Source organism: Bacillus sp. mrc49 (genome assembly GCF_002803435.1).
The window spans coordinates 80,989-103,638 of sequence record NZ_PHNG01000655.1 but is presented as its reverse complement, the minus strand read 5'-3'; the positions used below and the strand labels follow the sequence as shown (position 1 = coordinate 103,638).

Below are 22,650 nucleotides of genomic sequence, written 5' to 3'. Positions count from 1 at the left end.
TTCCATCTCCTTTTCTATTAGCCTGCATCCAAATGTAATTTCCTTATAATAAGTTTAGCCCTAAAGGGGTTTCAATAAACTTACTGCACTCTCCGGAAATGATCTTGTACTTTATACATACGTATACCCAGCCTTTACTTCTTTTACTCTCGTAACACAAGTCATGACTGCATGTGAAGAGATTTTTGCAAGTACATGATCTCATTCTGTATGCTTGAAAACGATTCTATTTCAGGAACATGCTTAATCGACGGCGATTGTTTTCGTCCGGCAGTATTTGCCATCGTTTCAAAAACATAAAGGATTCGGGCAAGCGTTTCCTCTGAAAGGATTGGACGCTGTTCCACCTTGGAGCAACTTTCCAATAAATACCCTAAGCGTTCCACTGAAAATATCACGGGCCAATAATAATCCAATGCCTTTTGGTCGACCGGGATCTCCCCTGCTGCGGTAGTATAAAGTGTTTTTAAATGAATGATGTTTGTTTGCATTTTTTTTATTTGACTCTTATCGTCAACAATTACTCCTGTCCCGTTGTCAGAAAAAAGGAGCAGTAAAAATTGCGCTTGACTACGGATGGTTTTAGTGAGCAAATGAGGCAGGCGGCTGGATGCAGATTTTCTCCCTATTAGCCATACGCCGATTAAGCCAATGGCACTTCCGATCAGGACATCCATTAATCTAGCTGATGCAAAATAAGAAAAACTGAAGCCTCCTTGACTTGTGCTTTCAGCCATGAGTAACGCATTCGGTGTGAAGAATAGTGTGGCCAGCCCGTAATTTTTCACGATAAAAAGCTCCGTTATAAACGTCAACAGCAGAATGAACAAAGCTATGATGTATCCATATGGCTGCGCGGCAAGAATGAAGCTGGCAATTAAAATGCCTGCAATCGTACCCAGTCCTCTTTGAATGGCCCGATGATAGGTCGTCACAATGGTCGAGCCGGACATCACTGCCACACATGATAATGGCACCCAATAGGAACGGGCTAAATGAAACTGATAGGCAATGATCGCGGCGATGATCGTTACGGCACAGAATCGCAATGCAGAAACGAATACAATCGAATTTTTGTCAAATGCCCCGCCAATAATCATCTTCAGTGACGGCTTGGAGACTTGTATCACTTTATTTTTTAATGTTGCTTCAAGCATGATTGCGTCAGCATCATATATTTTTACGAATAACGCTGCAACCTTATCATTCATTTCTTCTGGCTGAAGAATTTCTTTACAAACCTGCTTCCCCTTCCCCTTACCATCCAGCTTAATCGCCAGTTCCCGAATCGTTTGCCCCAGTTCCGCTGGTAATTTAGGATGGTCCTCTGAAAAATTTTCGAGTATATATAAGAATATCCTGTTTGCATGGTCATTATATACATACAGTCGTTTAAATAATTCCGTTTCCCGCCAAGGAATATACCCTGCTGCAAGTGTTTCTTCCGCCTCTTTTAAAACGGACATCACGCTATTCTTAGACTCGTTGAATTTCTCCGTACCAACAGAATCAACAAATGTTGCAAGTTCTGCATACGCTCTTTTCACTACACCTGCTTCTGGCCCATGAGGATGAAATATCCAACCGATCATTGCAATGAGCCAGGATAATGCACCGCCTAAAAAAACGAGACCGGCCCGCAATGGGGCAAGTTCTGGATGAACGGGCATACCCGTTGTCATGGCGAAGACTAAAACGAAAAAAATGGCCGATGGACCTGGAATTCGGAATGCTCCAAAAATAAAAATGGCGGCAGCCCCTATCAATCCCATCAAGATGGCCGTTGCAAGCGGGTAAGGTGCAGCAAGCGTTCCAAGAGCTGAAACAAAAGTCATGCCAAGGACAACGAAAAATAGCTTTTTAGCGTTTTGAGCATAGGGGATATTGAAAACGTAAAGATAAGTGAATCCCCCCATCCCAGCTAACAACCCATATTCGAAATGGCCAAACCATAATCCGATAAAAACCGGCAAGGCTGAAGCCAACCCCGCACAGAATGCTTTTACCCAAGGAAATGGCTTTCTATTGACACTCATTGCCTGTTTAAAAAGAGATGGCAATGTTGCATGTACTTCTCTCATACGATGGCTCCTTTTGATGACTTTCAGTAAATGAAGTACCTAACAATTTATAGTGTACCGTTATACTATCATTATACTCCCGGCAGACTATGCAAGCTAATTGTCTTTTTTATGGATTCCATGCATGATTGTAATACCAGTTGTTTTAGGAGGATACTGTTTATGGATTTTCAACAATTAAAATATTTTCAGACATTGGCTGATGTTAAAAACTTTTCAAGAGCATCCGTTACATTAGATCTTTCCCAGCCAGCCTTGAGTCGTTCGATTTCTCGACTTGAACAAGAAATCGGCGTTCCGCTTTTTGAACGAAAAAGTCATGGAGTGGAATTGAACAAATACGGAAAAATATTTCTTCAACATACAAATCAAGCCTTATTGGAAATACATGCAGCAACACAGGAAATCAACGACCTGAACAATCCGCTGAATGGGACGGTTTCATTGGCGTTCATTCAAACGCTTGGATCCAGCTTCGTACCGGAATTGATTAGTGACTTTCGTCAAGAAGCGCCAAAATTGACATTTCAATTGTATCAGCACACAACAAGTGAGATTTTGGATCGATTAGCATCCACTGAAATTGACATCGGCTTTTGCTCCCCGCAAGGCCCCCTTGAAAAGGTTAGCTCACTGCCAATCGTGAAGGATGAATTATTTTTAATAGTCCCCCATGACCATCGACTTGCCGGAAGGAAAGAAGTCGATTTAAGCGAGGTAGCCAATGATCCATTTGTGCTGTTCAAGCCTGAAACCGCCATTCGTGATGTCATTGAGGAAATTTGCCACAAAGCCGGGTTTCACCCAAAGAAAGCGTTTGAGGGATTGGAAGAGAGAACGGTGGCAGGACTTGTCGGAGCCAAGTTCGGCGTTGCCATCATTCCATTCATTCCTGGCCTGGATAAGGAAAAAATTTCAATGATCCGGATAAAGAATCCACAAAGTGTAAGGGTAATCAGCATGGTTTGGAGAACGACTGGATATATGTCACCTGCCGTTTTGAAGTTCAAGACCTTTGTTGAAACAACCATGGCATTATCACAACGTGATGGCTGAAGCTTGAAAAATCGATTTTATAAAAAAAGAAAACCAGCCTTTGCACTCTAAAAAAACACCCCCGAATCACATTGGAAAATGCGGTTTAGGGATGTTTTTGTTTCCGTAAGCAACCATAAATTCAAATAAAGGAATAGAGCCATACAGCATAGGTTTTAGCTAATGCTTGCTAAAGAAAATAGACAAATCCAAACAAAATATTTAAACGGGAATTTGGTTTCTTTCTTCTTGAAAGCACCTGTTTTGATATCGAAACTTAAAACAAAAAGAAACGATAACATTAGAAAAAAAGAGGCTACTTCTTTCATAGGAAAAAGTCTACTGGATATACCTATCATAAGCAATATCCCTACCAAGCACCCTACCAATATTGGAATATATTCTGCTTTATACATCTTATTTCTCATAACTGATTCCTCTCTCTGACTTATGATATGTATTCTGGCTTTAAACTTTAGAAAAGGATCTAATCAATCATTCAAACACCAAATATCATTGTCCCTAAAATCATATATATAAAGGGAAATAGGAATAAGCATGCATTTACAAAAATAGAAACAAACGTCATAACATCTTTATGAATATAATGTGCTTTTAAAGCGAAGAAGAGACCAATAGGACCAATTACCAATGGAAAAAATATAGGCAACCCTTGCACTTTTTCGAGTGTAACAATATCAAACAGAAAATTCACAATGAATAGTAGAGGAACGAGAAATAACAAATAAGAAACAAAAAGAAATGTCTTTTGCACGATAAGCCCCTTAAAAAAGTTAGTTTCTTAAATTCTACCATAATACAACAAATCTTTTGGATAATTAACCCATTATTTCGCAATAAACTTGACTAGACCGGTGCATAAATAAAAGGTAGCTAACACACTTCATCCACCCAAGTGAAAATAAGCCCGCAGAAACCAGCCAAAGATTTGTTATACAATATATAGAACAACGTGTTATACTTCAATTAGAACAGTCAGGAGGTACTTATGCTTATCCAAATCGAAACCTCATCGGATATTCCCATTTATACGCAGCTTTCCAATCAACTGATTGAACTAATCGCACGCGATCAATTAAAAGGGGGCGATGTATTGCCTTCCGTCAGATCGTTGGCGTCTGACCTTGGGGTTAATATGCACACAGTCAATAAGTCTTACCATGAGCTTGAAAGAAAAGGAATCATCCGCATCGTACCGAAGTCCGGAGCCGTAATTAATCCATCCATTCGAGATGGCATTTCCCAAGAACATCGTCTGAGGATCGTCGAGGAACTGAAGCCGATTATTGCCGAGGCAATCGTGCTGGGTATGAATGCGGAGGACATTCAGCAACTCGCTTCATCCATACTTTCAGATATGAAGGAGGAATAAGACCTATGTCATTATCGATTTTTCTTATTACACTGGCTTTCATCATTTTGCTGCAAGCCGCCATTCCGTTCTTATTGAAGGGGTCGATTGTATTTGGCGTTACCATTCCCGAACAACATATGCAGGAACGAGCGATTTCTTCGTATAAACGCTTTTATTCAGCAACGATACTTATTACCGGTTTCCTTGCCTTGATTGTCTATTTCCTCTGGGCAAAAAAACGGACACTTTCCGAGGATCAAGTCGTTTTTGCCGGTTTGGCCATCCAGTTCGGCATTCTTTTTTTATGTATGATCATGTATCTTTATTTCCATGCAAAAACAACGAAATTGAAACGCACCCATAAGTGGGGTGCAGGATTAAAACCAGTTCGGATAGCCGATCTCGCAAGCCATGCAAAAGATGAAATGCTTCCGTCCTATATGTTTGCCCTTCCCGCGCTCATTACAGCTGGACTGCTCGTTTATACAGCAAGCCAATACAGTCAGTTGCCCGCCATGATTCCCACTCATTGGGATATAGCCGGCCAACCGGACGCGTTCAGTCAAAAAACGTCTTTTTCCGCCATCTCCCTTTTGCTTATTCTATTGGTCATCCAGGGTATGATGTTCGGAATAAATGTGATGACAAAACGTTCAGGCATCAAGCTGACTTCTGCCAAAAAGAAATCTTCACAAGTCCAGCAACTGGCATTCCGTAAATATTCAAGCTGGTTTTTGTTTTTCACGACTGTCCTGATCACCATTCTGTTTGGCTTCATACAGCTGGTGATCATTCAAGGCGGAATGGGGAATGCCGCTTTTATGGCAGCGGTGCCACTCGGCTTCCTTTTAATCATGCTAATCGTGACCGCCGTCTATGCCTTCAAGGTCGGTCAAGGCGGCTCTCGCATTCAGGTAACGGCTGAAGAAGAGGAAACGATGGATACCACCTTTGTCGACGACGACCAATACTGGAAGGCAGGCATCTTTTATGTGAACAAAAATGATCCTTCCATTTTCGTCGAAAAACGGTTCGGAGTCGGCTGGGCCATAAACTTCGGGAATCCAATCGGTTATATATTCTTACTTGTCTCCATCCTGCTGATATTACTCATTTCATTCTTTATATGATCTTGGAGGATACAATCAACAGGGACTTTAAATGAAAAATGGGAAGAGAATCACCTAGACTTGAGGTGTTTTCTTCCCATGGTAAGTCCTCCCACTCTAATTATATCTAGTTATATCTAGTTATATCTATTTACATTTGGTTAGTAATGATATATAATTTTTCGTGTAAGACATATGCTTACGAATACAGATAAAATTACATGCCTCGAGGATGAGCTGTATGAGTGAATCTTTACAAAAACTTGAACAGAATTTCGCCAATCTCATTCGAGCTTATCGAAAGAAACAGATTGGAAAAGGTCCTGAGAAGATCAAGGTAACATTCACCAGAAATTGGGTTGTCGCTCATATGAGTGGATGCCTAAGTCCGGTAGAAAGTTTTATCACACGGTCTGAAGAAGGACGGAATATGATTTTACATGCTCGTACACACATGATAAAAGAACTGTACAGTGAGTTAACTCCCACTGATATGGAACAACTGGTAGGAGCAAAATTTATAAAACTTATTACAGATGTAGATTTAGAGAAAGATGAAGTCGTATCTATATTTGTTTTTGAACAACCCATAGATGGAACAGAAGATATGTTTTCAATATGACAGGCGGATGGAATACGGTACGTATGTGCTTAGTAACTAACCACCATCATTTTGGATAAAAGGATTGGCCCAGGCTATCCTCTTAACCAAAATGTGGTGGTTTTTTATATGTATTTTTTCAACAAAATCAAACTAACATTATTCCTAGGAGGAACACAATATGAAAATCGTAGCAGTATTACCACCAGTAGTAGAATTGCCAGAACCATCTCCAGGCTATTTGTTTAACGTTGAGAAAGCTTATAATCTTCATGAATATTTTGCAAGCAAAGGTCATGAATTCGTTACACTGAGCGATGCAAATGAATCTTTGGAGCCGCATTTGGCAGATATGTCCATCTTCATTTGCAGCCCTTTCTACCCTGCTTACCTGACAAAAGAGAAAATTGATCGTGCTCCAAATCTTAAAATGGCACTTACGGCTGGCGTAGGTTCCGACCACTTCGACTTGGAAGCTTGTGCAGCACGGAATATCACGGTTGCTGAAGTAACGGGAAGTAACGTTGTTAGTGTTGCTGAACATGCTGTCATGCAAATCCTGATCTTGCTCCGTAACTTTGTAGGCGGTCACGAACAAGCAGTAAATGGAGAGTGGAACCTGCCAAAAGTTGGTGCTTATGCCCATGACTTAGAAGGAAAAACAGTTGGTATTTTTGGATTCGGACGTATTGGACAACGTGTCGCTGCCCGTCTGCGCCCATTCGATGTGAAATTGGTCTACAACGACCCATACCGTCGTGAAGACTTGGAAGATGAACTGGGAGTGGAATATGTAACTTTCGACAAATTGGTTGAAACAAGTGACGCCATCACAATCCACGCTCCGTTGACCGAGCAAACGGATACACTGTTCAACCGCGATGTTTTAAGCCGTACAAAACAAGGTGCCTATATCGTTAATACAGCACGCGGAAAAATCATTGAAACGGATGCTCTTGTAGATTCCTTGAAATCCGGACATTTAGCTGGTTACGCTGGTGACACTTGGTACCCACAACCTGCTCCTGCTGATCATCCTTGGAGACAAATGCCAAAACAAGCCATGACTGTCCACTACTCTGGCATGACCCTGGAAGCTCAGCACCGTATCGAAATCGGTACAAAAGCCATTCTGGACAACTTCTTTGAAGGAAAAGCACAAAAACAAGAAGATTTGATTGTAGAAGGCGGAGAAATCGTCAGCCCAAGCTACAAAATCAAGTAAGCTGCATAATGTACAGACACCCTCTCTTTCAGGAGGGTGTCTTTTTGTTTGTTTCTACTTATAAAAAAATAGGGGTGCCCAAGTAACAGATAAGTACGAAATCTCGTTACTCCAATGCTTTAGAGGCACCCGAATGGCAGAATAATAAAAAGCTGCCTAAAAAAATAGCTCCAATCTTCCTTTGACACTTTCACTCATCAACAGGCTTTCGTTTATGTTTTTCATTTATTATTTTTTTATTGAATATCTTAACGTCTCCAACCATCAGTAACCTCATATCCTCTACAATATACTGGGCCAGCTCTTGGTCTGTGATGTCATCTCCCTCAATATCCAAGCGGAATTCCTGCCCTTGAAGCCCACCGCCATTCGTAAACACGACTTCAAAGTCAAATTGAACTCTTTTATCCATCTGAACCCTCCCCAACTATTACAACCGTTCTTACTTAGAGATATTCTAGACAAAAAGAGGTTTCCCTTCTTCAACTCAGTAGCTGATAGGCTGATAAGGCGAATATCATTATTGCTAAGATAATTTTCATCATTTTCAAGACTGAATCCCCCCCCTAATAAGGGTATTCCGCCCGTTTGCGCAAAAGAAAAGGAGCTGCCAATCAGCCCCTGGTACTCATCATTTCTGATTTTTTAATATACGAACCTCTTCTTCTAGCTTATCCATTTTTTGTTGAAGTGCTTTCTTTGGTTTCATTAGTTTTCTTACTAAAAGCAAAATCAATAATACGAAAAGTATAGTTAGAATTAAGCCTGGAATACCTATATTACTCAACATACACACCGCCCCATTCATTTCATTAACCAAATTCTAGATTTGATTATAAAATTTGTCAATGCCTCCAAGGAATACAACCGGTGTATTCTTGTGAATAATAAGCGTGCTACGCAATGAGGAGGACTTATATGAAACAAGATCAACAAGCTAAAGGGAATTCCGATTCCATCATGAAACCGGAATTTTCCGGAACTGATGCACAAAAGGTAAAACAACAAATCCAAAAAGATGTAAGCGAAGGACAAGGTGCAATGACCTCCCGTGAGGCCGGGGCCATGCGCGATTAAAAAAACCACTGCAAGTGGTTTTTTATTTTCTGTTCATTTTTCGTTCCGTTATTGCTCAGTTATCATATTCCGCAATGATAAAGGAAGAATTCACCTTTAGCCAAAGCTTCTGACATTGAAATGATCTTTTCAAATTGTGCCATCACTTCATCTCGGCTTAAGGTTAGCTTTTCAAAGTACCCGTCCTGAGTGTCGCTTTCGCCATAAACGTATGCACCAGTGAGTACAAAGCTAGCAGGTGCGTTCTTGAATAGATTTTTCCATGACGAAAATAACAGTTGTTTTGGAAATAAGCTAAAACTCATGATTCAAGCCCATATTTTCCTCCTTAAAAATAAGTTCCTGCCGCCATGCCTAGTAAAGATAATTAATGAAGAGAGTTTCTGGTCTTTTTTCTTAATCCTTTAATCGTTAAATAAATCGAGAATAGCAAGAACAAACCGCCAAATAACCATACCCCATATTCTTCACTAGAAAAATATTCATCTAAAAAATCATCAAGAAATAGTTTGCCTGTTATGTTGAAGATTAGACCTGTTGTAAAGAAGGTGAAAGCTATTGTGAAAAAACCTTGAACTTTATTTCCCTTGTCCTTAAAACCATTAATTAAGCCTAAAACCACAGACAAAACCAATATATCAGTGATATTCATACACCCTAACCCTCTAAGCTTCTATTTTTATGTTCAGCACAAGCTAAAAAAATTCTACATCATATATAAAGGTATTTCCATGTGGCTAACCAGCCAAATAAGAAAAAGGCCGCTTCAGCAACCTCTTTTAACGATCATTATCTAAATCATTATCCAGAAATGACTTTTTATCTTTTTTCATTTCATGCTTTTCTTCAAGGATTTGACCAATGATTGAATGGTTGATTCCCTTTCTTACTGCCGTTTCAATAACCACATATAGGATGAATAACCCAACAACAGTAAGACCTATCGGAATGATGATTTGCACTGAATACCCTCCAAACAAACATTTTTTTCATTTCACCATAAGATTCACGGCTCCTTGTTGAATTACCCTCCTCCGTATCCCCTTTAAATAAGCTGCCTTAAAGACAGCCCGAACCCACAGCAAAGCACCAGTTAGTTGCAATTACTATTCCTTTGCTAGTTCCCCTAAACCAATGGAAAACAGAAGGACCAAAAGAAGGCACACAATAATATATATCGCCTTTCTTACCTTAAATGGCAGTAAATTCATCAAAAGATACATAAAATTACCGAGGATTCCTGCTCCACTTATCACTTCCGTCTTCTCTTTATCTTGTTCTTTAGTATATCTAATGGAAAATATCAATCCTGTCATCGATAGGAGAATAAGAAAGAGAAACCCTATATCTATGTTCATTTCATGTTCCCTCACCCTTTTTGGGATCCTGATGGTATATCCGGATCCCTTTTCTTTTTTTCTAGAAAGAATCCAGTAGCTGCCACGACCAGCATTAGAAAGAAGCCTATACACGCAGTTACGATCCCTGCTGTTTTGTCTTTTGCATAAAAACATATATATGTATTAAAAGAGATAAACATTAAAAAAATAAATAACTTTGCAACGAAGTTAATCGTAACCATTGGTTTCACAATAAACCTCATTCATCTTTCAACAGGCTGTGAAACTGCAATTCATTAAAGTCTTTCCTACCCTTTATCTGTTTTAAATCCCTCTGGAAACGATTGCTCATCAGGGTCATCGAATTTAGACTACATAAAGCTAATCACCTATGGCAAATACATGTTTTTTTCGTAGTATTGCTTCCATGCAGAGCCATTTTAAATCTTTAGCAAAACGCCGGACTTGCTGATCTTTGTCTTCCTTTGTGTATGTATGAATTAAACCTTCACATATGCCTATCAATTGTTTAATCTCATCTCTATACAAAATGGTTTCCCCATAAATATCAAGATTTAGAAGTATTCCAAACTTATTAGCAGGATCCTTTTCCTTTTTTAAAAGATAGGAGTGTATCCCCTCCTCAAACTCTACAAACGTTTCTTCCTTATACGCTTCTTTATAGGTGGTAGCTAAAATGAATTGGATTCCACACATTCCCTTCTCCCTTTCCCTGCTTATTTCTACCTATTGTAGCAAAATGCCTTTACTTAAGGGGCAGCTATTTTTTTTTGCGATACGGTCTCTTTCACCATTTGCCATTACATTCCTTTTAATGGTAAATTTAAGGTAAAACTCAAGTTTAAAGGGGAATTACGATGAAGAAGAAAATGACCGCTGTATTAGTTATCATGATGGCACTAACAGCTTGTAGCATCTTCACTGATAAAGGTACCGAATCAGAGACGAAGACCAAAATTGATTATCAATTTACAGGAGAGAGCGAGCACTGGGAGGCTGTATATTCTTATAAAGCAACCGAAATATGGGGCAAAAAGGGCAGACAAGCAACTCACTCCAGCAAAGATAACTATGTACTTACATTAAAATACAAGGGAACTTTGGAAGAATTATCTTCAATGAAACACCTTGAATATTCTTATGAAACAAGCTCAAGTAAAGGAAGTAAAAGAGAGGACTATCCTGCCCCGCCTAGTGAAAAAGTATTTACAACTAGTGGAAGTTCAGTAAATGGAGCAATGAAGAACAAAGATGAAAAGATTAAGATACATGTAAAATGGGATGACAATGACGAGTCATTCGAACTGCGTAATAAAACCAAGTAATTGGCCGAAATATTAGGTACGCAAATCCATGAAAACCTTCAAAAAAAATGACTTTGGTGTAGAAGTCATTTTTTTGTTTTGGCTTTTTTTATCAATCGTCATAGGTATAACAAAAAAAGGGCTACTTCACGTAACCCTTTTTAGTACAATCCTTTTTCTATTTATTTTTGACTTTAAGGGCCTTGATTACTTCTTTTGTTGCCTCAGCGATAAGCTTGTCATTATACTCGGCATCTTTTTCATCACGACTTGAAAGGACGGCAAGAACGATAGGGTCTCCTTTTGATGGCCATATGATGGCGATGTCATTTCGCGTACCATATGATCCCGCGCCAGTCTTATCAGCAACCTCCCAGCCTTTCGGCACTCCAGCCCGAATTAATGCATCTCCCGTGGTATTTCGCTTCATCCAATCTAATAAAAGCTCACGTTTCTCTTTTGGAAGTGCATCTCCCAATGTAAAAGCCTGAAGACTGGCAGCAAGTGCTCTTGGCGTGCTCGTATCATGAGTTTCACCAGGATTCACTTCATTTAAAGCTGGCTCAATCCGCTCAGGGCTGGTAACATCATCACCCATTTCCTCCAGTACTTTCTTGAAACCAGCCGGTCCCCCCAGTTGCTTAAGAATAAGGTTTCCAGCAGTATTGTCGCTGTATCGAAGAGACGCATCCGAAAGCTCCTTAAGCGTCATCCCGGAATCAACATGCTTCTCTGTGATCGGATTATAATTAACCAGATCCTCCTGTGTATAGGTAATTCTTTGCTTAAGGTCTTCCAATGATTTCTGTTGTAATAGAGCTCCTACAGCTAGGGCCTTATGAGTGGATGTATAAGCAAAACGCTCATCTGGATGATAGGTTACCGTTTGGTTCGTACCGGTATCCAAGGCAAAGATACCAAGCTTGGCATCAAATTTCTCTTCAAGCTGGGCAAAATTTTGAATCTTGGCCGTTTCTTGTTTTTTAGGTTCAGTTAATTCAGCATTCCCGTTATTGTTTGAACAACCCGCAAGCGCAGCGCATGAAAGAACCAGTACTGGCACTATTTTTTTGAATGTGGAAGTACAAAAAATATGGTTCAATGATTTCATTGAAATTACACCTCTTTCTAGAAATTTTTTATTATCTGTTCTCCTCCGCAGGAATCCCTAACACAGCCATTTTATCAACGATCCGCAACAATGAACATGTAGTGCTTATAATACCTCCATGATAAATAGGTGAATATTTAAAATATTCATCGCAGGAAAACCGATCGTTTCATACTAACGGTTTCTCCTATTGTTTAAATGGAAGCCGTGGACTTTCATCTTGATAGATAGAGTAAGTCCAGCCTCCATTTTCCATTTCTGAGCATTGATCATCATTGCAAAAAAAGAGATAGGTCTGCTGGTCAGTACGGACACTTACTCCAAAATAGTAGGGGAATGCTCCCCCTTTATTTTTATCAAGGCTAGCATCCATCGCAATAATGTTCTCTTTTTCTGCTATCTTTTTATAATCTTGACTCTCAACCGTTTTTTGAACCATTTCACTTAAAATAACCTGTTCATTTTTGGAAGGTTCATACGCATGTTCAAAAATAAGCCATCTTCCAAATAAAAACAAATTAAACCCAATACTGATCATCAATAATGTAACTAAAATTTTATTCTTCATATCCCCCTCCCTATCTCTCCTTCGAACGTCTCTAACTCCTGTAATTCGATTAAACGACTTACACTCTCTTCTTTATTAAAAGAACTATGCCAGCGATAATCGTATTGATCCAATATACGGTAATGGTTACTAATCAAGTTTTGTTGCAATCGAAAATCCCCTCTATAATCAATTTCCTTCCACCATATCTTACCGCCCATTGTTTTTTCTTTAGGCGTCCCGCCATTTTTGCTTGCAATTAGCCGGACAAAATCAACTGGATCATCACCAATCGATGACATCAGCAATTGGCTATGTTTAAACAAAGCGCAAAATGCCACAACGGTGGTCCAATTGGCTTCTGTTCTTCTTTTTTCAATTTGAACTAGTGTTTTTTTTGAAATCCCTAGTATTTCACACATCTTATCTTGAGAAAAACTTTGCTCAGTTCGAACAAGTTTCATTTTTTCTGAAATTAAATGGATGAATTCTTCTCTTTCCATTAGTAGTAAAAACCCCTTTTTAGTGTAATTTTACACTAAAAGTATAATTTTTCAAGCGAAAAATAGTATAAAATGAGATTCACGATTTAAGCTTATTAACAGGAACTGATCGGCTAGCTGCATAAAAAATAGACAAACCCGAAGTTCATCAAGTTTGTCTATACTCTGAAAGCATTCAATAAAGAATGCTTTTTATTTTCCTGATGGAACCATCCTGTCCTGTTTGCTTAAAGAAAAAGCTGTCTTATAGACAGTTACAATCTTCAACTAACGCACACCTCAATGACTTAATTTAGTTTAACCAGTATAAAGCATTGGTCATCTTTACATGAATCCGAGTTCTTTCCATTTCTAAGGGATTCTATGATTTCCTGTTTAAGTGTCGATAGCGGGGCTTTCGAATGGTTCTTTATTAATGAGCATAATTGGTCTGAACCTAGAGGTTCTTCCACTCCATCTGTATAAAGGAACAGACTGCTGTCCTTATTGTATGTGATGGCAGTCGTATTAAAACTTATCCCTTCGAACATCCCGAGTGGCGGACGATTGGAATGCAGGTGATATTGGGTTCCGTTCACATCCTGTAAAACTACGGGAGGATGGCCTGCATTAATATAACGGATTTCTTTCTTATCCGTATCGATTAAAAGGTAAACAGCTGTGCAATAATAAGAAGTTTCACTTGTGTTATTGAATAGAGAATGAAGAAGATCATCTAATTCCTTCATGACGGCCCCGACTTCGGAACCTTTTAGAATCAATCTTTGAAATATGGAATGAAGCGACATGGTTATGAGAGCCGAAGAAAGCCCGTGCCCCATCACATCGAGCAGGATAAGGCCAAATCGGTGGGCGTCAATTTGGTAAAATCCATAAAGATCACCTGATAGTTGATTGGCGCCTTTATAATAGGCTTGAATTTCAAGATGTTCATTACTAATGGGAACAGGCAATAACGCCTCTTGGATTTTTTTTGCGAGTTCCATTTCTCTTTCTGTTTCCATTTTGTACATTTCGTTTTTCCCGTTCAATTCAATAAGCTTTTCTTTTTGCATTTTCACCGTTTCATGAGCATTCTCTAAATCAGAATAAGCTTCATTCTTAGCATGTAGAGCTGTCATTGCCTCTTTTTTCGCTAATAGAAGCTCATTTTCCAGTTCGTTTCTTTTTCGCATGAGAATCACCACACACTCAATAATGGTTCTTCCATCCCGCTCTCTTCGGACAGCGTTGAGTAACACGGGTATCTCTTCACCATCTGCAGACTTTAAAGATATATAAATTTCCTCAATGTGATTTTCCAGCTTAATCAGAGGAACCAGATATAGCTGATGAAAGAGTATAGCCGAAGCTGAAAGGATAAAGTTAATATGCTGCCCTTCCATTTCTTCATGACCATGCCCCAATATTTTAAGTAAAGTTTGGTTAACGGATAAAATAGTATCTTCTTCTGACAAGGTAAAAAACCCGCAAGGTGCCTCATTTAATTGTTCATTCACAAAAATCCACACCTATCCTTTTCTATCAATCGATTGTCGAAGACTCATCCAAATATTGACGGATCAGGAGAATCGTCTCCTCGGGATGACTCATATGCGGACAGTGTCCTGTTGCTTTCATCCTGTTCAACGTACTATCAGGAAGATGTCTATGAATATATTCACCTACTGCTGCCGGAGCAATAACATCTTCAGAACATTGCAAAATAAGTGATGGCACTGTTACTTTTTCTAAGTCTTTACGGTTGTCTGCGAAAAAGGTTGCCTCTGCAAATTGGCGAGCGATAATGGGATCAGTGGAACAAAACCGCTTCTCCAGCTCCTGTTTTAACTCTGGTCGATCGGGATTGGACATAACCGTTCCCGCAAAGGCGGTTGCCCAGCCTATATAATTTTTTTCCATCATATCAATCAATCCGAAAAGTTGTTCTTTCTCGAATCCTCCGTAATAATCATCAGGGAGGTTCAGGTAGCAAGGCGAAGGCCCTACCAGAACAAGTTTAGAAAAGTATTCAGGGTGCTTAATGGAGGCCAGCATGCCAATGACACAGCCAACAGAGTGTCCAACAAAAATAGCATCCTTTAGCTCTAATGCGGAACAAACATCAAGTACGTCTTGTGCATACCCTTCAAGAGAGCTGTATCTTTCCACGTTGTATGCCTGTAAGTCGGAATGACCTGACCCAACATAGTCAAATAGGATAATTTGGTATTCATCCTCGAAGTCTTTTGCAACTGATTGCCAGACATTTTGATCACAACCAAAGCCTGGGGCGAATATCATTGGTCGTGTACCGCTTCCCTTTACCTTTACATTGTTACGCACGATAATATTAGGATTCATAACTGGCTCCTTCACTTAGACGATATACTTCCTATATGTTAACACTAACCCTAACTGAATTAAAGAATTACCCGATTCATCCTAAATCCTGAATATAGCCGCCTTCCATATATCCAATTGGGGAGAGGCATCGCTCTTCATGCCCGCTAATTAAGTAATAGGAAGAAAGACCGTGACGCTCAAATCAATACTTATTTTTCAAGATTTTGGGCATAAACCCAAAATGAAATCGAACGAAGGGTGTGTAGGTATTCATTTCAATGTCTGTTTGACTTGTGGGTAGCCAAGCATTCTTACTACCCTGCCTCGTTAGTTGCATAAAAATAAGCTGTCTTTAAGACAGCTCCGTTTTTCAGCCATTCCATCTTTCAGCTTGTTACGCCTTTTTCCACAGCCCGCCTGAGCAGGGAATGAAGCCAGAGGTTTCATAAAAGTTTTTGTGTTTGGTGGCATACGTTAAAGTAACGATTTCTAATCCATACCGTTCCGACTCATTCAGTAATTCTCTTACCAGCTTCACACCAATCCCCCATTTTTGATAATCAGGGTGAACCATTATGTCTTCCATATAGCCATGTTCCAATCCCATGCCTGCAACATAACCAAATGCTATCAGCTTATTATCTTCGTTTCTTACTCCAGCCCAGAAATTGGATCGCTCGAACAATCTAGGATAATCTTCATCGCGTCTTGCCCACCCAACAAGCTCCCTTAATTCAGGGACTTCATGATTGGATATCGGCATGTTTATGATGACTTCATCGTTCATTTAATCCCCTCTTTCTTCATCCGCAATTGCCTGTTAAGTAATCATTTCCACAGGATGAAGTGTAATTCTTTGTTGAACTCTCTGCCCCTTTAGATTCGCAAAGAAAAGGTGCCGCGCACCCTTTTAATGAGGAATGTTAATTCAAACTTGTTGTTTATTCACTCTTTCAAATGGAAAATACTATACTTTCTGTCCTGCCCTGATCGTTCATTAAGAAACCATAGCTAAGGAGTGGTTATTGTACCTTGGTGAAAAAGCATTTGCCATCTTCCATCTGTAAATTTCCAGATGGAACTTCGCAATGAATGTTGTTTTTTTACTTCGTTAAATATTCGATAGGTGGCTAACACAATATCTTCAGACAATGGATGTATGTCAAAATCACTCAAAGTCATCTTTACCTCACCTATTCCTTCTTCAGCAATCCCCTCATCTTTGTACAAGACTTCACCAGAACTACCAAATTCAAAAAACTGTTCTGCAAGTAAATGGTTAAGCTCGTTTTGAGATGTACGAATTTCTGGTTTTAACAACTTTTTTTCCAGTTGCAGTAAATGTTCATATAACGCAGATTCACTTTCCATTTTCCGCTCCCCCTTTTTCCCTTCAAGCTAAACTGCCCATCAAAAAATGAACTGCCAAAGCAACTCCCCGTTGTTTATCATTCTATCTGAATAACAATTTCAGAACCCGTCGGATTTTCCTTAAAGGGTTCGTGATATTCTTTAAAAACCAAGTCCATGCTTGATATATCGTCAGGCAACGGAGGGGAAACAATGAAGTGATATGTACAATGTCCTGTTGTCCCACTTGAACCATCCTGCCAACAATCATATGGTTCCCCTAAAAATAATTCAAAACTTTTGTGATGATGCTCGTCCATCGGTATATCCCTCGCTTCCTCCCAATCGACGTGAAGCTGAATAACACTAGCATTCTCATACTGCCGAATAACCGTTACCGAATATACCTGATCGTCTTGTTCAACCATTTTCAAAACCGATAGGTGCTTTCTGAATCCAGTCGGTTCTACACGAGGCTTAAAGAAGTCTTCCATTCTCATTGAAGTGAATAACGTCCTTAATAATTCCTCATACAGATTATATTTCAAAGCCCATTTGGAAATAGCATCCTCAGGCGGAACGCCCGGATTGTCGGCAGAAATGTCCTTCCGTTGTCTTACTAATGCGCAAAGCTGTTCATCTATCGAAGAAATCCTTTCATCATAATGTTCGGTTGGTTGTTCGAATGGCATTCGGTTCATGGTATTCCTCCTCATTGTTAGTTCAAGCGTAATTCATTAGCTACCTCTATGTTAACAAATAATGGATATTTATGGAATGGATAAAATGCGGCATATGACAGCTCCGCTCCTTCGCTATCAGACCCGTTGGTTCAACAAGATCCTTATATTTTGTTCCATCCATGCTTTTTCATTTTCCGCCAGTTCCTCATTAACTTGAATATGAATACACCTAATCCATTCCTTTCTTACAGCAATCATCGAAAATCCTAAAATGGATACCCGTTTATTCTGGTTACCCTAGCAAGCAAGATCCCTATTAAAGACAAAACGCTCCCCTTATTGGGAAGCGCTGTTCGTTTTTAGCATATGTTCAATGGGTTTGCTTCTGCTTGGGGGACTTCCCTAATCATCCTTTCCGTTAACGGAGCGGCAATCTTATATATAAAAAAGGAAGAATATCGGGGAATCCCTTATCCTTCCTTAATGGGTGTTTTACTGTACTAATTCAGACAAATCGGGCTGCAATTTGGTTCGCAGAACATACAGCATGCTGGCACCGACGAGAAATGCCACGGCATCCGCTATGACAAGCGACCAGACCACCCCGTGGAAGCCGTTCATTTGATTGGCGATAAACAATACGGGAATCAGGGTGATTCCTTGAATGATTGACATAATGAAAGCGGCAGTTCCTTGCGCAGTTGCTTGGAAGATCCCAGTAAACAATGCGGTCATTCCGGTAATGAACAAGGATAAAAACGTCACATGCAGAATGTAGCTGCCCATTTCGATTAATTGCGGGTCATTGGTAAATAAGCCGATTAAGTGGTCGGAAATCAAATAGACGATGATGCCGAACACAACTGCTAACGCAACGATCGCTTTGATCGTAAATCCAATCGTATTCTTCATGCGTAATTTATTCGCTGTGAAAGAGAAGGCAATCAACGGCACGACTCCCTCGCATAAGCCCATCAGAATGAACTCAGGAAATTGCAATAAACGGGATGAAATTCCGAAGGCGGCTACGGCCTGATCCCCGTATTCGACAAGAAAATGGTTGAAAATGAGCGACATGGCTCCCATAAACACACTCATAATAAAGACAGGAATTCCGATTTTCAGTACATTGCCCATAATTTCCTTGGTAGCCTTGAACCATTTTACCGAGACCGTTAAGAATTGGCTCTTAAATCCCATATGGAAGGCGTAGAATGCACTCCCAACCAAGTTGGAAATGACCGTAGCAGACGCAACGCCGATCACGTCCCAATGAAATACGAAGATGACGAACGCATCGAGAATGATATTTACGACAACACTGAGAATCATACCGATCATCGACGTGATTGCCGCCCCCTCCGAGCGCACGATGTTCTCCAGCGTAAAGAATAATACGACGAATGGTGAACCGATAAGCATGATCGTGACATAGTCCTTCGTGAAATCAAAGGATTCAAGCGTAGCCCCCAGGCCATGGACGATTGGATCGATCAGCGGGAGCCCGACGGCCATCATGATAAGACCGAGAACTAAACTACTGTAAAAGGCGAATGAAGACACATGCTTTACATCATCATATTTTTTCTCTCCAAGCAAACGCGAGATGAATGTACCGCTGCCTACGCCAATCAAGTTTCCCAGCGCCATGATGATCGCGAATAACGGCAAGGTTAGTGCGAGTGCCGTTAACATCGCGGTATTGTGAAGCGTACCAAGGAAATAGGCATTCAAGATCGAATATATGACACTCATCGACGTACCTAGCATCATTGGTACAGCGAAGTGAGCTACGGCTTTTGCTATCGGTGCTTTTTCAAAATAATAGAGGTTTTCTGAATCCATATGGAGTCACCACTTTCATCATTATTATAGGTTTAAATCTAACGGTGTTAGATTGCCCCTTACAGTATTAGATGATATCATACACCTATGACCATGTAAATCATAAACTTACACCGTTAGTTATAAGGAGGCTATATCAATGAAAAAGCAACAGCCCCAGATTTCGGAGGATAAGATCATAGAAGCTTCATGGGAGCTTCTGGGGGAGGAGGGCATCGAGAAATTCAGCATGAGACGCTTGGCCACCCGGCTTGGAATTCAGGCTCCCTCTCTGTACTGGTACTTCAAGAGCAAGCAGGACCTCTACCAGCGGCTGGCCAACCATGTATCCAAAATGATCCTGAAGGAGTTTCACTCCGACGGTGACTGGAAGGAGCAGCTGACGGTCCTTGCGGTAACGGTACGGAGTGTGCTCAGCCAATATCCTTGCTCAACACAGCTCATGATGATGACGCTGCCCCACGAACCGGACATCATCCGGTTCACCAACCGCATGCTGCTTTGCGTGGAATCGACGACGCTTGAGCAAGAGCAGAAAATGCAAGTGGTCACCACGCTTGTGAATTATATCTATTACTTCGTTCTAGACGATTATCAGCATGAACGGAATGTTTCTGCCATCATGAAAGACCAGGAAACGAATCCTGGCGAGGAGGTGACCCGCCTTCTGAACTCCATGAGCGAGTCGGACGCAGGACTGTTCCGGAGAATGTTCACAGATGGGCTTTTCAACCTGATGGGGTCCGATCGTTCGTTTGAATTCGGTTTGAAGCTGATTCTGGCAGGGATTGAGCAAGTGATACAGGAGCAGGAGAAGTAGAATCTAAAACAACGTTCAGTCGTTTTTTCGGATGGGCGCTTTCCATGACGTTCACCGTATATCTTCGTGGGGAAATAACTGAAACTTCAAGGGAATCCATATTAAAATTCTCATTTTACCAAAAGCCAATAACTGTACATAAGAAGTTGGAATCTAACATTGCCGTACACCCAGCTATCTTTTCATTCAAATGAAAAACCCCTTCATTAATTAAAGTTATCTAGTAGCTTACAAACGATAAAAATTGCCCAAGGATCATGTAACAATGGGCTGTTAGCCAAGTTACCAAAACCAGCTTTGGGCAATAAGCTACCTGTATAGGCTGAAGGGGGGCGAGAAAATGGGTCGACGAATAAAACATAATTCACGAGACGTGGAGGAGTTGGCGAGACTCATGAAGGCGGAAGCGAGCGGTGAGGGAGTCCAGGGCATGAACATGGTGGGAACGGTTGTGGCCAATCGGGTCGAGGCTGACTGTGCCCCTGACTTCAGAGGATTGCGCAATATCAGACATGCGATTTATCAAACGATACCCGGAACTGAAACTCCTCACTTCGAGCCCGTCTTGAATGGAACCTTGTATACACAACGCCCCAATGAAGCTGACCTTCAGAGGGCCAGGAATGTATTGCATGGGTATCGGGACCCGCGGGCCCGAAATAGTTTGTGGTTTTTCAATCCCAGTCCGGGGAAAAAATACCGAGCACCCTGTACCGCCACCATGCCAAGGTCGCCCATGACGCAGTTCGATTTTTCACACAAGAATCATTGCTTTTATGTCGGCGTACCGGGCTATTGTCCAGAGTTTTATAGTTGAATTAAAAAGGAGCAATCTTCTCATGACTTGCGGAGACTCTAATTATTATCCAATGAATGATCATCCTGGTTTTTATCCAGCTTCCACGATGAATGGCATTGCCGGGCAACCACCATACGGCGGCTTCCGGGAAACCATGCCTTCTGGACCTTCGTATGCCGCCCCAGTCGTCCCAATGGGGACGGGGCAGCAACTTCCGGCTGGCACGATCGAAGAATCTTTTATGGAAAACATCCTGCGCTTCAACAAAGGTAAGATCGGTACCTTCTACTTCACTTACCAAGGCAGCAGCAAATGGAATTCAATGATTTACCGCGGGCGCGTAGAAACGGCTGGGCGTGACCACATCATCATTAGCGACCCGTCCACCGATAAACGATTCCTGCTGCTGATGGCAAATCTCGACTGGGTCGAATTCGACGAACGAATCAACTATCCTCAGACACAAATTAGTCCTAATGTCCAGGCGTCCATGACGACATCCGATTGAGCTTGCAGAACACCAAAAAAGGTAATTCAGCCGAATTACCTTTTTTTACGTGGAAGAAATACCTGCTAGAGGATGGTTTCTGTACTCACTTTCCAAAAGATCGAGCAACGAAGCCTCAATGAATCTTTTTAACCTGAAAGACAGCTTCGATCTAGCCTAATATGATATTACATATACCAAATCAGTTCATTTTGCATTTTCTCGCCTTGTTTGTTTTTCTTTTCCACGACCACCCATATCCCATTTTCCATAGCCACTTGAAGAACGATGTTTGTCCCATCCGGACTTTTAAACAAAATATAACCTTGGGTCCCCTTAATGAAAGTAACTGGATCGATCACATTTTTATAGGGTGGTTTTATATCAGGGTTTAAATCATTAACGATAATGTCGGTGACAATATCTGAAAGAACTTTGTATTCTTTTTGTTTTTCTGATTTATATAGCAGTTGTTCATAACTATATTTTGAAAAGGATTCCAACCTTAAATTAAACGTTTGCTGAATATCCGAAAGAACTTTCTCATAGAACTCCTTTATTTTCATTTCCTCCTCATCCCCTTTATGAACAAAATCAATCACTTTTACACCAAAAGGGCTTACATCAAAAGTGATCGTTTCTTTGCCATATGGAGGATTATGAGCGTGTTCAAATGTATTTACCTGAACCGTTACCGTAAAACTATAACTACCTTCACTTTTCCTAATAACCTTTATGATCCTGGCATCAAATAAACCGTACTGTTTATAATAGCCATAATAATGAACCACTTCTTCCGATATATATGGGTCAAGTGTAGTCAATAATGTATCATAAATTAATTTATCATGTAATTCAGTTTCTGCTGAAGTAATTATATGAGGTTGAACACTCAATAGTATCAAACTTATGGACAGCCCCAAGAAAAATTGATTCATAATATAACCTATCCTAATATTGTTTAGGTTTACTGTTCCCATACGTTTTTAAAAATATTGATTCTTTCTTTATT

Annotated in this window: 28 protein-coding genes; 10 read left to right on the top strand and 18 right to left on the bottom strand. The window is 40.4% G+C overall.

The window, feature by feature from the left end:
- Window positions 1-161: 161 nt before the first annotated feature.
- Entirely contained in the window at window positions 162-2,081 is a 1,920-nt protein-coding gene (locus CVN76_RS09360; protein WP_100531035.1) for an FUSC family protein, read from the bottom strand.
- Between the two features lie 162 nt (window positions 2,082-2,243).
- On the opposite strand from CVN76_RS09360, the gene CVN76_RS09355 reads away from it, so the two are divergent.
- The 5 genes from CVN76_RS09355 to CVN76_RS09325 all read left to right on the top strand — a co-directional run bounded on the left by CVN76_RS09355 (window position 2,244) and on the right by CVN76_RS09325 (window position 7,426).
- Complete coding sequence (locus tag CVN76_RS09355; protein WP_100531034.1) at window positions 2,244-3,137, top strand: LysR family transcriptional regulator; 894 nt, start codon at window positions 2,244-2,246, stop codon at window positions 3,135-3,137.
- A gap of 988 nt (window positions 3,138-4,125) precedes the next feature.
- Window positions 4,126-4,509: a GntR family transcriptional regulator gene (locus tag CVN76_RS09340; RefSeq protein ID WP_061140894.1), complete on the top strand. Its 384-nt coding sequence runs from the start codon at window positions 4,126-4,128 to the stop codon at window positions 4,507-4,509.
- Between the two features lie 5 nt (window positions 4,510-4,514).
- Window positions 4,515-5,621 (top strand): DUF1648 domain-containing protein, encoded by a 1,107-nt coding sequence (locus CVN76_RS09335; RefSeq protein ID WP_100531032.1) that lies wholly within the window; start codon window positions 4,515-4,517, stop codon window positions 5,619-5,621.
- 220 nt (window positions 5,622-5,841) lie between these two features.
- Window positions 5,842-6,222 carry a DUF2294 domain-containing protein gene (locus CVN76_RS09330; protein WP_061140899.1) on the top strand — a complete coding sequence of 127 codons (381 nt, stop codon included), beginning with the start codon at window positions 5,842-5,844 and terminating at the stop codon, window positions 6,220-6,222.
- Window positions 6,223-6,382: 160 nt separating this feature from the next.
- Window positions 6,383-7,426: an NAD-dependent formate dehydrogenase gene (locus CVN76_RS09325; protein ID WP_100531031.1), complete on the top strand. Its 1,044-nt coding sequence runs from the start codon at window positions 6,383-6,385 to the stop codon at window positions 7,424-7,426.
- 190 nt (window positions 7,427-7,616) lie between these two features.
- Here CVN76_RS09325 and CVN76_RS09320 read toward each other — a convergent pair whose 3' ends face one another.
- Window positions 7,617-7,838: a cyclase gene (locus tag CVN76_RS09320; protein WP_100531030.1), complete on the bottom strand. Its 222-nt coding sequence runs from the start codon at window positions 7,836-7,838 to the stop codon at window positions 7,617-7,619.
- A gap of 219 nt (window positions 7,839-8,057) precedes the next feature.
- A complete protein-coding gene (locus CVN76_RS09315) occupies window positions 8,058-8,216 on the bottom strand; it encodes a twin-arginine translocase TatA/TatE family subunit (protein WP_100531029.1) in 159 nt (52 codons plus the stop codon).
- Between the two features lie 128 nt (window positions 8,217-8,344).
- Here CVN76_RS09315 and CVN76_RS31420 point away from each other — a divergent pair, with 128 nt between their 5' ends.
- Entirely contained in the window at window positions 8,345-8,503 is a 159-nt protein-coding gene (locus tag CVN76_RS31420; protein WP_185113023.1) for a hypothetical protein, read from the top strand.
- 62 nt (window positions 8,504-8,565) lie between these two features.
- Here CVN76_RS31420 and CVN76_RS09310 read toward each other — a convergent pair whose 3' ends face one another.
- From CVN76_RS09310 to CVN76_RS09285, 5 genes are all read right to left on the bottom strand, one after another.
- Window positions 8,566-8,808: a hypothetical protein gene (locus tag CVN76_RS09310; protein ID WP_100531028.1), complete on the bottom strand. Its 243-nt coding sequence runs from the start codon at window positions 8,806-8,808 to the stop codon at window positions 8,566-8,568.
- Window positions 8,809-8,870: 62 nt separating this feature from the next.
- Entirely contained in the window at window positions 8,871-9,155 is a 285-nt protein-coding gene (locus tag CVN76_RS09305) for a hypothetical protein (RefSeq protein WP_100531027.1), read from the bottom strand.
- Between the two features lie 127 nt (window positions 9,156-9,282).
- Window positions 9,283-9,465, bottom strand: coding sequence for a hypothetical protein (locus CVN76_RS09300; protein WP_061140906.1), 183 nt, complete (start codon window positions 9,463-9,465; stop codon window positions 9,283-9,285).
- 407 nt (window positions 9,466-9,872) lie between these two features.
- Window positions 9,873-10,094 (bottom strand): hypothetical protein, encoded by a 222-nt coding sequence (locus CVN76_RS09290; protein ID WP_100531025.1) that lies wholly within the window; start codon window positions 10,092-10,094, stop codon window positions 9,873-9,875.
- A gap of 130 nt (window positions 10,095-10,224) precedes the next feature.
- A complete protein-coding gene (locus CVN76_RS09285) occupies window positions 10,225-10,560 on the bottom strand; it encodes a hypothetical protein (RefSeq protein ID WP_100531024.1) in 336 nt (111 codons plus the stop codon).
- A 161-nt stretch (window positions 10,561-10,721) separates the two neighbouring features.
- Here CVN76_RS09285 and CVN76_RS09280 point away from each other — a divergent pair, with 161 nt between their 5' ends.
- Window positions 10,722-11,189 (top strand): hypothetical protein, encoded by a 468-nt coding sequence (locus CVN76_RS09280; protein WP_232732150.1) that lies wholly within the window; start codon window positions 10,722-10,724, stop codon window positions 11,187-11,189.
- 157 nt (window positions 11,190-11,346) lie between these two features.
- Here the strand turns inward: CVN76_RS09280 and bla are convergent, their stop codons facing one another.
- The 9 genes from bla to CVN76_RS09235 form a co-directional block, all read right to left on the bottom strand.
- Window positions 11,347-12,279 carry a class A beta-lactamase gene (bla, locus tag CVN76_RS09275; protein ID WP_100531023.1) on the bottom strand — a complete coding sequence of 311 codons (933 nt, stop codon included), beginning with the start codon at window positions 12,277-12,279 and terminating at the stop codon, window positions 11,347-11,349.
- A gap of 187 nt (window positions 12,280-12,466) precedes the next feature.
- Window positions 12,467-12,847, bottom strand: a complete 381-nt coding sequence (locus CVN76_RS09270) for a hypothetical protein (protein ID WP_100531022.1) — start codon at window positions 12,845-12,847, stop codon at window positions 12,467-12,469.
- Complete coding sequence (locus CVN76_RS09265; protein WP_100531021.1) at window positions 12,844-13,329, bottom strand: helix-turn-helix transcriptional regulator; 486 nt, start codon at window positions 13,327-13,329, stop codon at window positions 12,844-12,846. Before CVN76_RS09265 ends, CVN76_RS09270 begins: the two co-directional genes overlap by 4 nt.
- 287 nt (window positions 13,330-13,616) lie before the next feature.
- Window positions 13,617-14,828: a SpoIIE family protein phosphatase gene (locus CVN76_RS09260; RefSeq protein ID WP_100531020.1), complete on the bottom strand. Its 1,212-nt coding sequence runs from the start codon at window positions 14,826-14,828 to the stop codon at window positions 13,617-13,619.
- Between the two features lie 25 nt (window positions 14,829-14,853).
- Window positions 14,854-15,672, bottom strand: a complete 819-nt coding sequence (locus CVN76_RS09255; protein ID WP_100531019.1) for an alpha/beta fold hydrolase — start codon at window positions 15,670-15,672, stop codon at window positions 14,854-14,856.
- A 376-nt stretch (window positions 15,673-16,048) separates the two neighbouring features.
- Window positions 16,049-16,441: a GNAT family N-acetyltransferase gene (locus CVN76_RS09250; protein ID WP_100531018.1), complete on the bottom strand. Its 393-nt coding sequence runs from the start codon at window positions 16,439-16,441 to the stop codon at window positions 16,049-16,051.
- A 224-nt stretch (window positions 16,442-16,665) separates the two neighbouring features.
- A complete protein-coding gene (locus CVN76_RS09245; RefSeq protein ID WP_100531017.1) occupies window positions 16,666-17,025 on the bottom strand; it encodes a nuclear transport factor 2 family protein in 360 nt (119 codons plus the stop codon).
- 77 nt (window positions 17,026-17,102) lie between these two features.
- On the bottom strand, window positions 17,103-17,705 hold the full coding sequence (locus tag CVN76_RS09240) for a hypothetical protein (protein WP_100531016.1): 603 nt from the start codon (window positions 17,703-17,705) through the stop codon (window positions 17,103-17,105).
- A 474-nt stretch (window positions 17,706-18,179) separates the two neighbouring features.
- The gene (locus CVN76_RS09235; protein ID WP_100531015.1) at window positions 18,180-19,532 is read right to left on the bottom strand and encodes an MATE family efflux transporter; all 1,353 of its coding nucleotides are present in this window, start codon (window positions 19,530-19,532) and stop codon (window positions 18,180-18,182) included.
- 139 nt (window positions 19,533-19,671) lie between these two features.
- Here CVN76_RS09235 and CVN76_RS09230 point away from each other — a divergent pair, with 139 nt between their 5' ends.
- From CVN76_RS09230 to gerQ, 3 genes are all read left to right on the top strand, one after another.
- A complete protein-coding gene (locus CVN76_RS09230) occupies window positions 19,672-20,352 on the top strand; it encodes a TetR/AcrR family transcriptional regulator (protein WP_100531014.1) in 681 nt (226 codons plus the stop codon).
- Between the two features lie 340 nt (window positions 20,353-20,692).
- A complete protein-coding gene (locus CVN76_RS09225; protein ID WP_061140921.1) occupies window positions 20,693-21,169 on the top strand; it encodes a cell wall hydrolase in 477 nt (158 codons plus the stop codon).
- A 22-nt stretch (window positions 21,170-21,191) separates the two neighbouring features.
- Window positions 21,192-21,659, top strand: coding sequence for a spore coat protein GerQ (gene gerQ, locus CVN76_RS09220; protein WP_100531013.1), 468 nt, complete (start codon window positions 21,192-21,194; stop codon window positions 21,657-21,659).
- A 167-nt stretch (window positions 21,660-21,826) separates the two neighbouring features.
- Here the strand turns inward: gerQ and CVN76_RS09215 are convergent, their stop codons facing one another.
- A complete protein-coding gene (locus CVN76_RS09215) occupies window positions 21,827-22,576 on the bottom strand; it encodes a DUF3888 domain-containing protein (RefSeq protein ID WP_157805612.1) in 750 nt (249 codons plus the stop codon).
- Between the last annotated feature and the right edge of the window lie 74 nt (window positions 22,577-22,650).

Bases quoted from the DNA above. Each gene is read 5' to 3' on its own strand.
- CVN76_RS09360 (WP_100531035.1), bottom strand. From the start codon at position 2,081: ATGAGAGAAGTACATGCAACATTGCCATCTCTTTTTAAACAGGCAATG.
- CVN76_RS09355 (WP_100531034.1), top strand. From the start codon at position 2,244: ATGGATTTTCAACAATTAAAATATTTTCAGACATTGGCTGATGTTAAA.
- CVN76_RS09340 (WP_061140894.1), top strand. From the start codon at position 4,126: ATGCTTATCCAAATCGAAACCTCATCGGATATTCCCATTTATACGCAG.
- CVN76_RS09335 (WP_100531032.1), top strand. From the start codon at position 4,515: ATGTCATTATCGATTTTTCTTATTACACTGGCTTTCATCATTTTGCTG.
- CVN76_RS09330 (WP_061140899.1), top strand. From the start codon at position 5,842: ATGAGTGAATCTTTACAAAAACTTGAACAGAATTTCGCCAATCTCATT.
- CVN76_RS09325 (WP_100531031.1), top strand. From the start codon at position 6,383: ATGAAAATCGTAGCAGTATTACCACCAGTAGTAGAATTGCCAGAACCA.
- CVN76_RS09320 (WP_100531030.1), bottom strand. From the start codon at position 7,838: ATGGATAAAAGAGTTCAATTTGACTTTGAAGTCGTGTTTACGAATGGC.
- CVN76_RS09315 (WP_100531029.1), bottom strand. From the start codon at position 8,216: ATGTTGAGTAATATAGGTATTCCAGGCTTAATTCTAACTATACTTTTC.
- CVN76_RS31420 (WP_185113023.1), top strand. From the start codon at position 8,345: ATGAAACAAGATCAACAAGCTAAAGGGAATTCCGATTCCATCATGAAA.
- CVN76_RS09310 (WP_100531028.1), bottom strand. From the start codon at position 8,808: ATGAGTTTTAGCTTATTTCCAAAACAACTGTTATTTTCGTCATGGAAA.
- CVN76_RS09305 (WP_100531027.1), bottom strand. From the start codon at position 9,155: ATGAATATCACTGATATATTGGTTTTGTCTGTGGTTTTAGGCTTAATT.
- CVN76_RS09285 (WP_100531024.1), bottom strand. From the start codon at position 10,560: ATGTGTGGAATCCAATTCATTTTAGCTACCACCTATAAAGAAGCGTAT.
- CVN76_RS09280 (WP_232732150.1), top strand. From the start codon at position 10,722: ATGAAGAAGAAAATGACCGCTGTATTAGTTATCATGATGGCACTAACA.
- bla (WP_100531023.1), bottom strand. From the start codon at position 12,279: ATGAAATCATTGAACCATATTTTTTGTACTTCCACATTCAAAAAAATA.
- CVN76_RS09270 (WP_100531022.1), bottom strand. From the start codon at position 12,847: ATGAAGAATAAAATTTTAGTTACATTATTGATGATCAGTATTGGGTTT.
- CVN76_RS09265 (WP_100531021.1), bottom strand. From the start codon at position 13,329: ATGGAAAGAGAAGAATTCATCCATTTAATTTCAGAAAAAATGAAACTT.
- CVN76_RS09255 (WP_100531019.1), bottom strand. From the start codon at position 15,672: ATGAATCCTAATATTATCGTGCGTAACAATGTAAAGGTAAAGGGAAGC.
- CVN76_RS09250 (WP_100531018.1), bottom strand. From the start codon at position 16,441: ATGAACGATGAAGTCATCATAAACATGCCGATATCCAATCATGAAGTC.
- CVN76_RS09245 (WP_100531017.1), bottom strand. From the start codon at position 17,025: ATGGAAAGTGAATCTGCGTTATATGAACATTTACTGCAACTGGAAAAA.
- CVN76_RS09240 (WP_100531016.1), bottom strand. From the start codon at position 17,705: ATGAACCGAATGCCATTCGAACAACCAACCGAACATTATGATGAAAGG.
- CVN76_RS09235 (WP_100531015.1), bottom strand. From the start codon at position 19,532: ATGGATTCAGAAAACCTCTATTATTTTGAAAAAGCACCGATAGCAAAA.
- CVN76_RS09230 (WP_100531014.1), top strand. From the start codon at position 19,672: ATGAAAAAGCAACAGCCCCAGATTTCGGAGGATAAGATCATAGAAGCT.
- CVN76_RS09225 (WP_061140921.1), top strand. From the start codon at position 20,693: ATGGGTCGACGAATAAAACATAATTCACGAGACGTGGAGGAGTTGGCG.
- gerQ (WP_100531013.1), top strand. From the start codon at position 21,192: ATGACTTGCGGAGACTCTAATTATTATCCAATGAATGATCATCCTGGT.
- CVN76_RS09215 (WP_157805612.1), bottom strand. From the start codon at position 22,576: ATGAATCAATTTTTCTTGGGGCTGTCCATAAGTTTGATACTATTGAGT.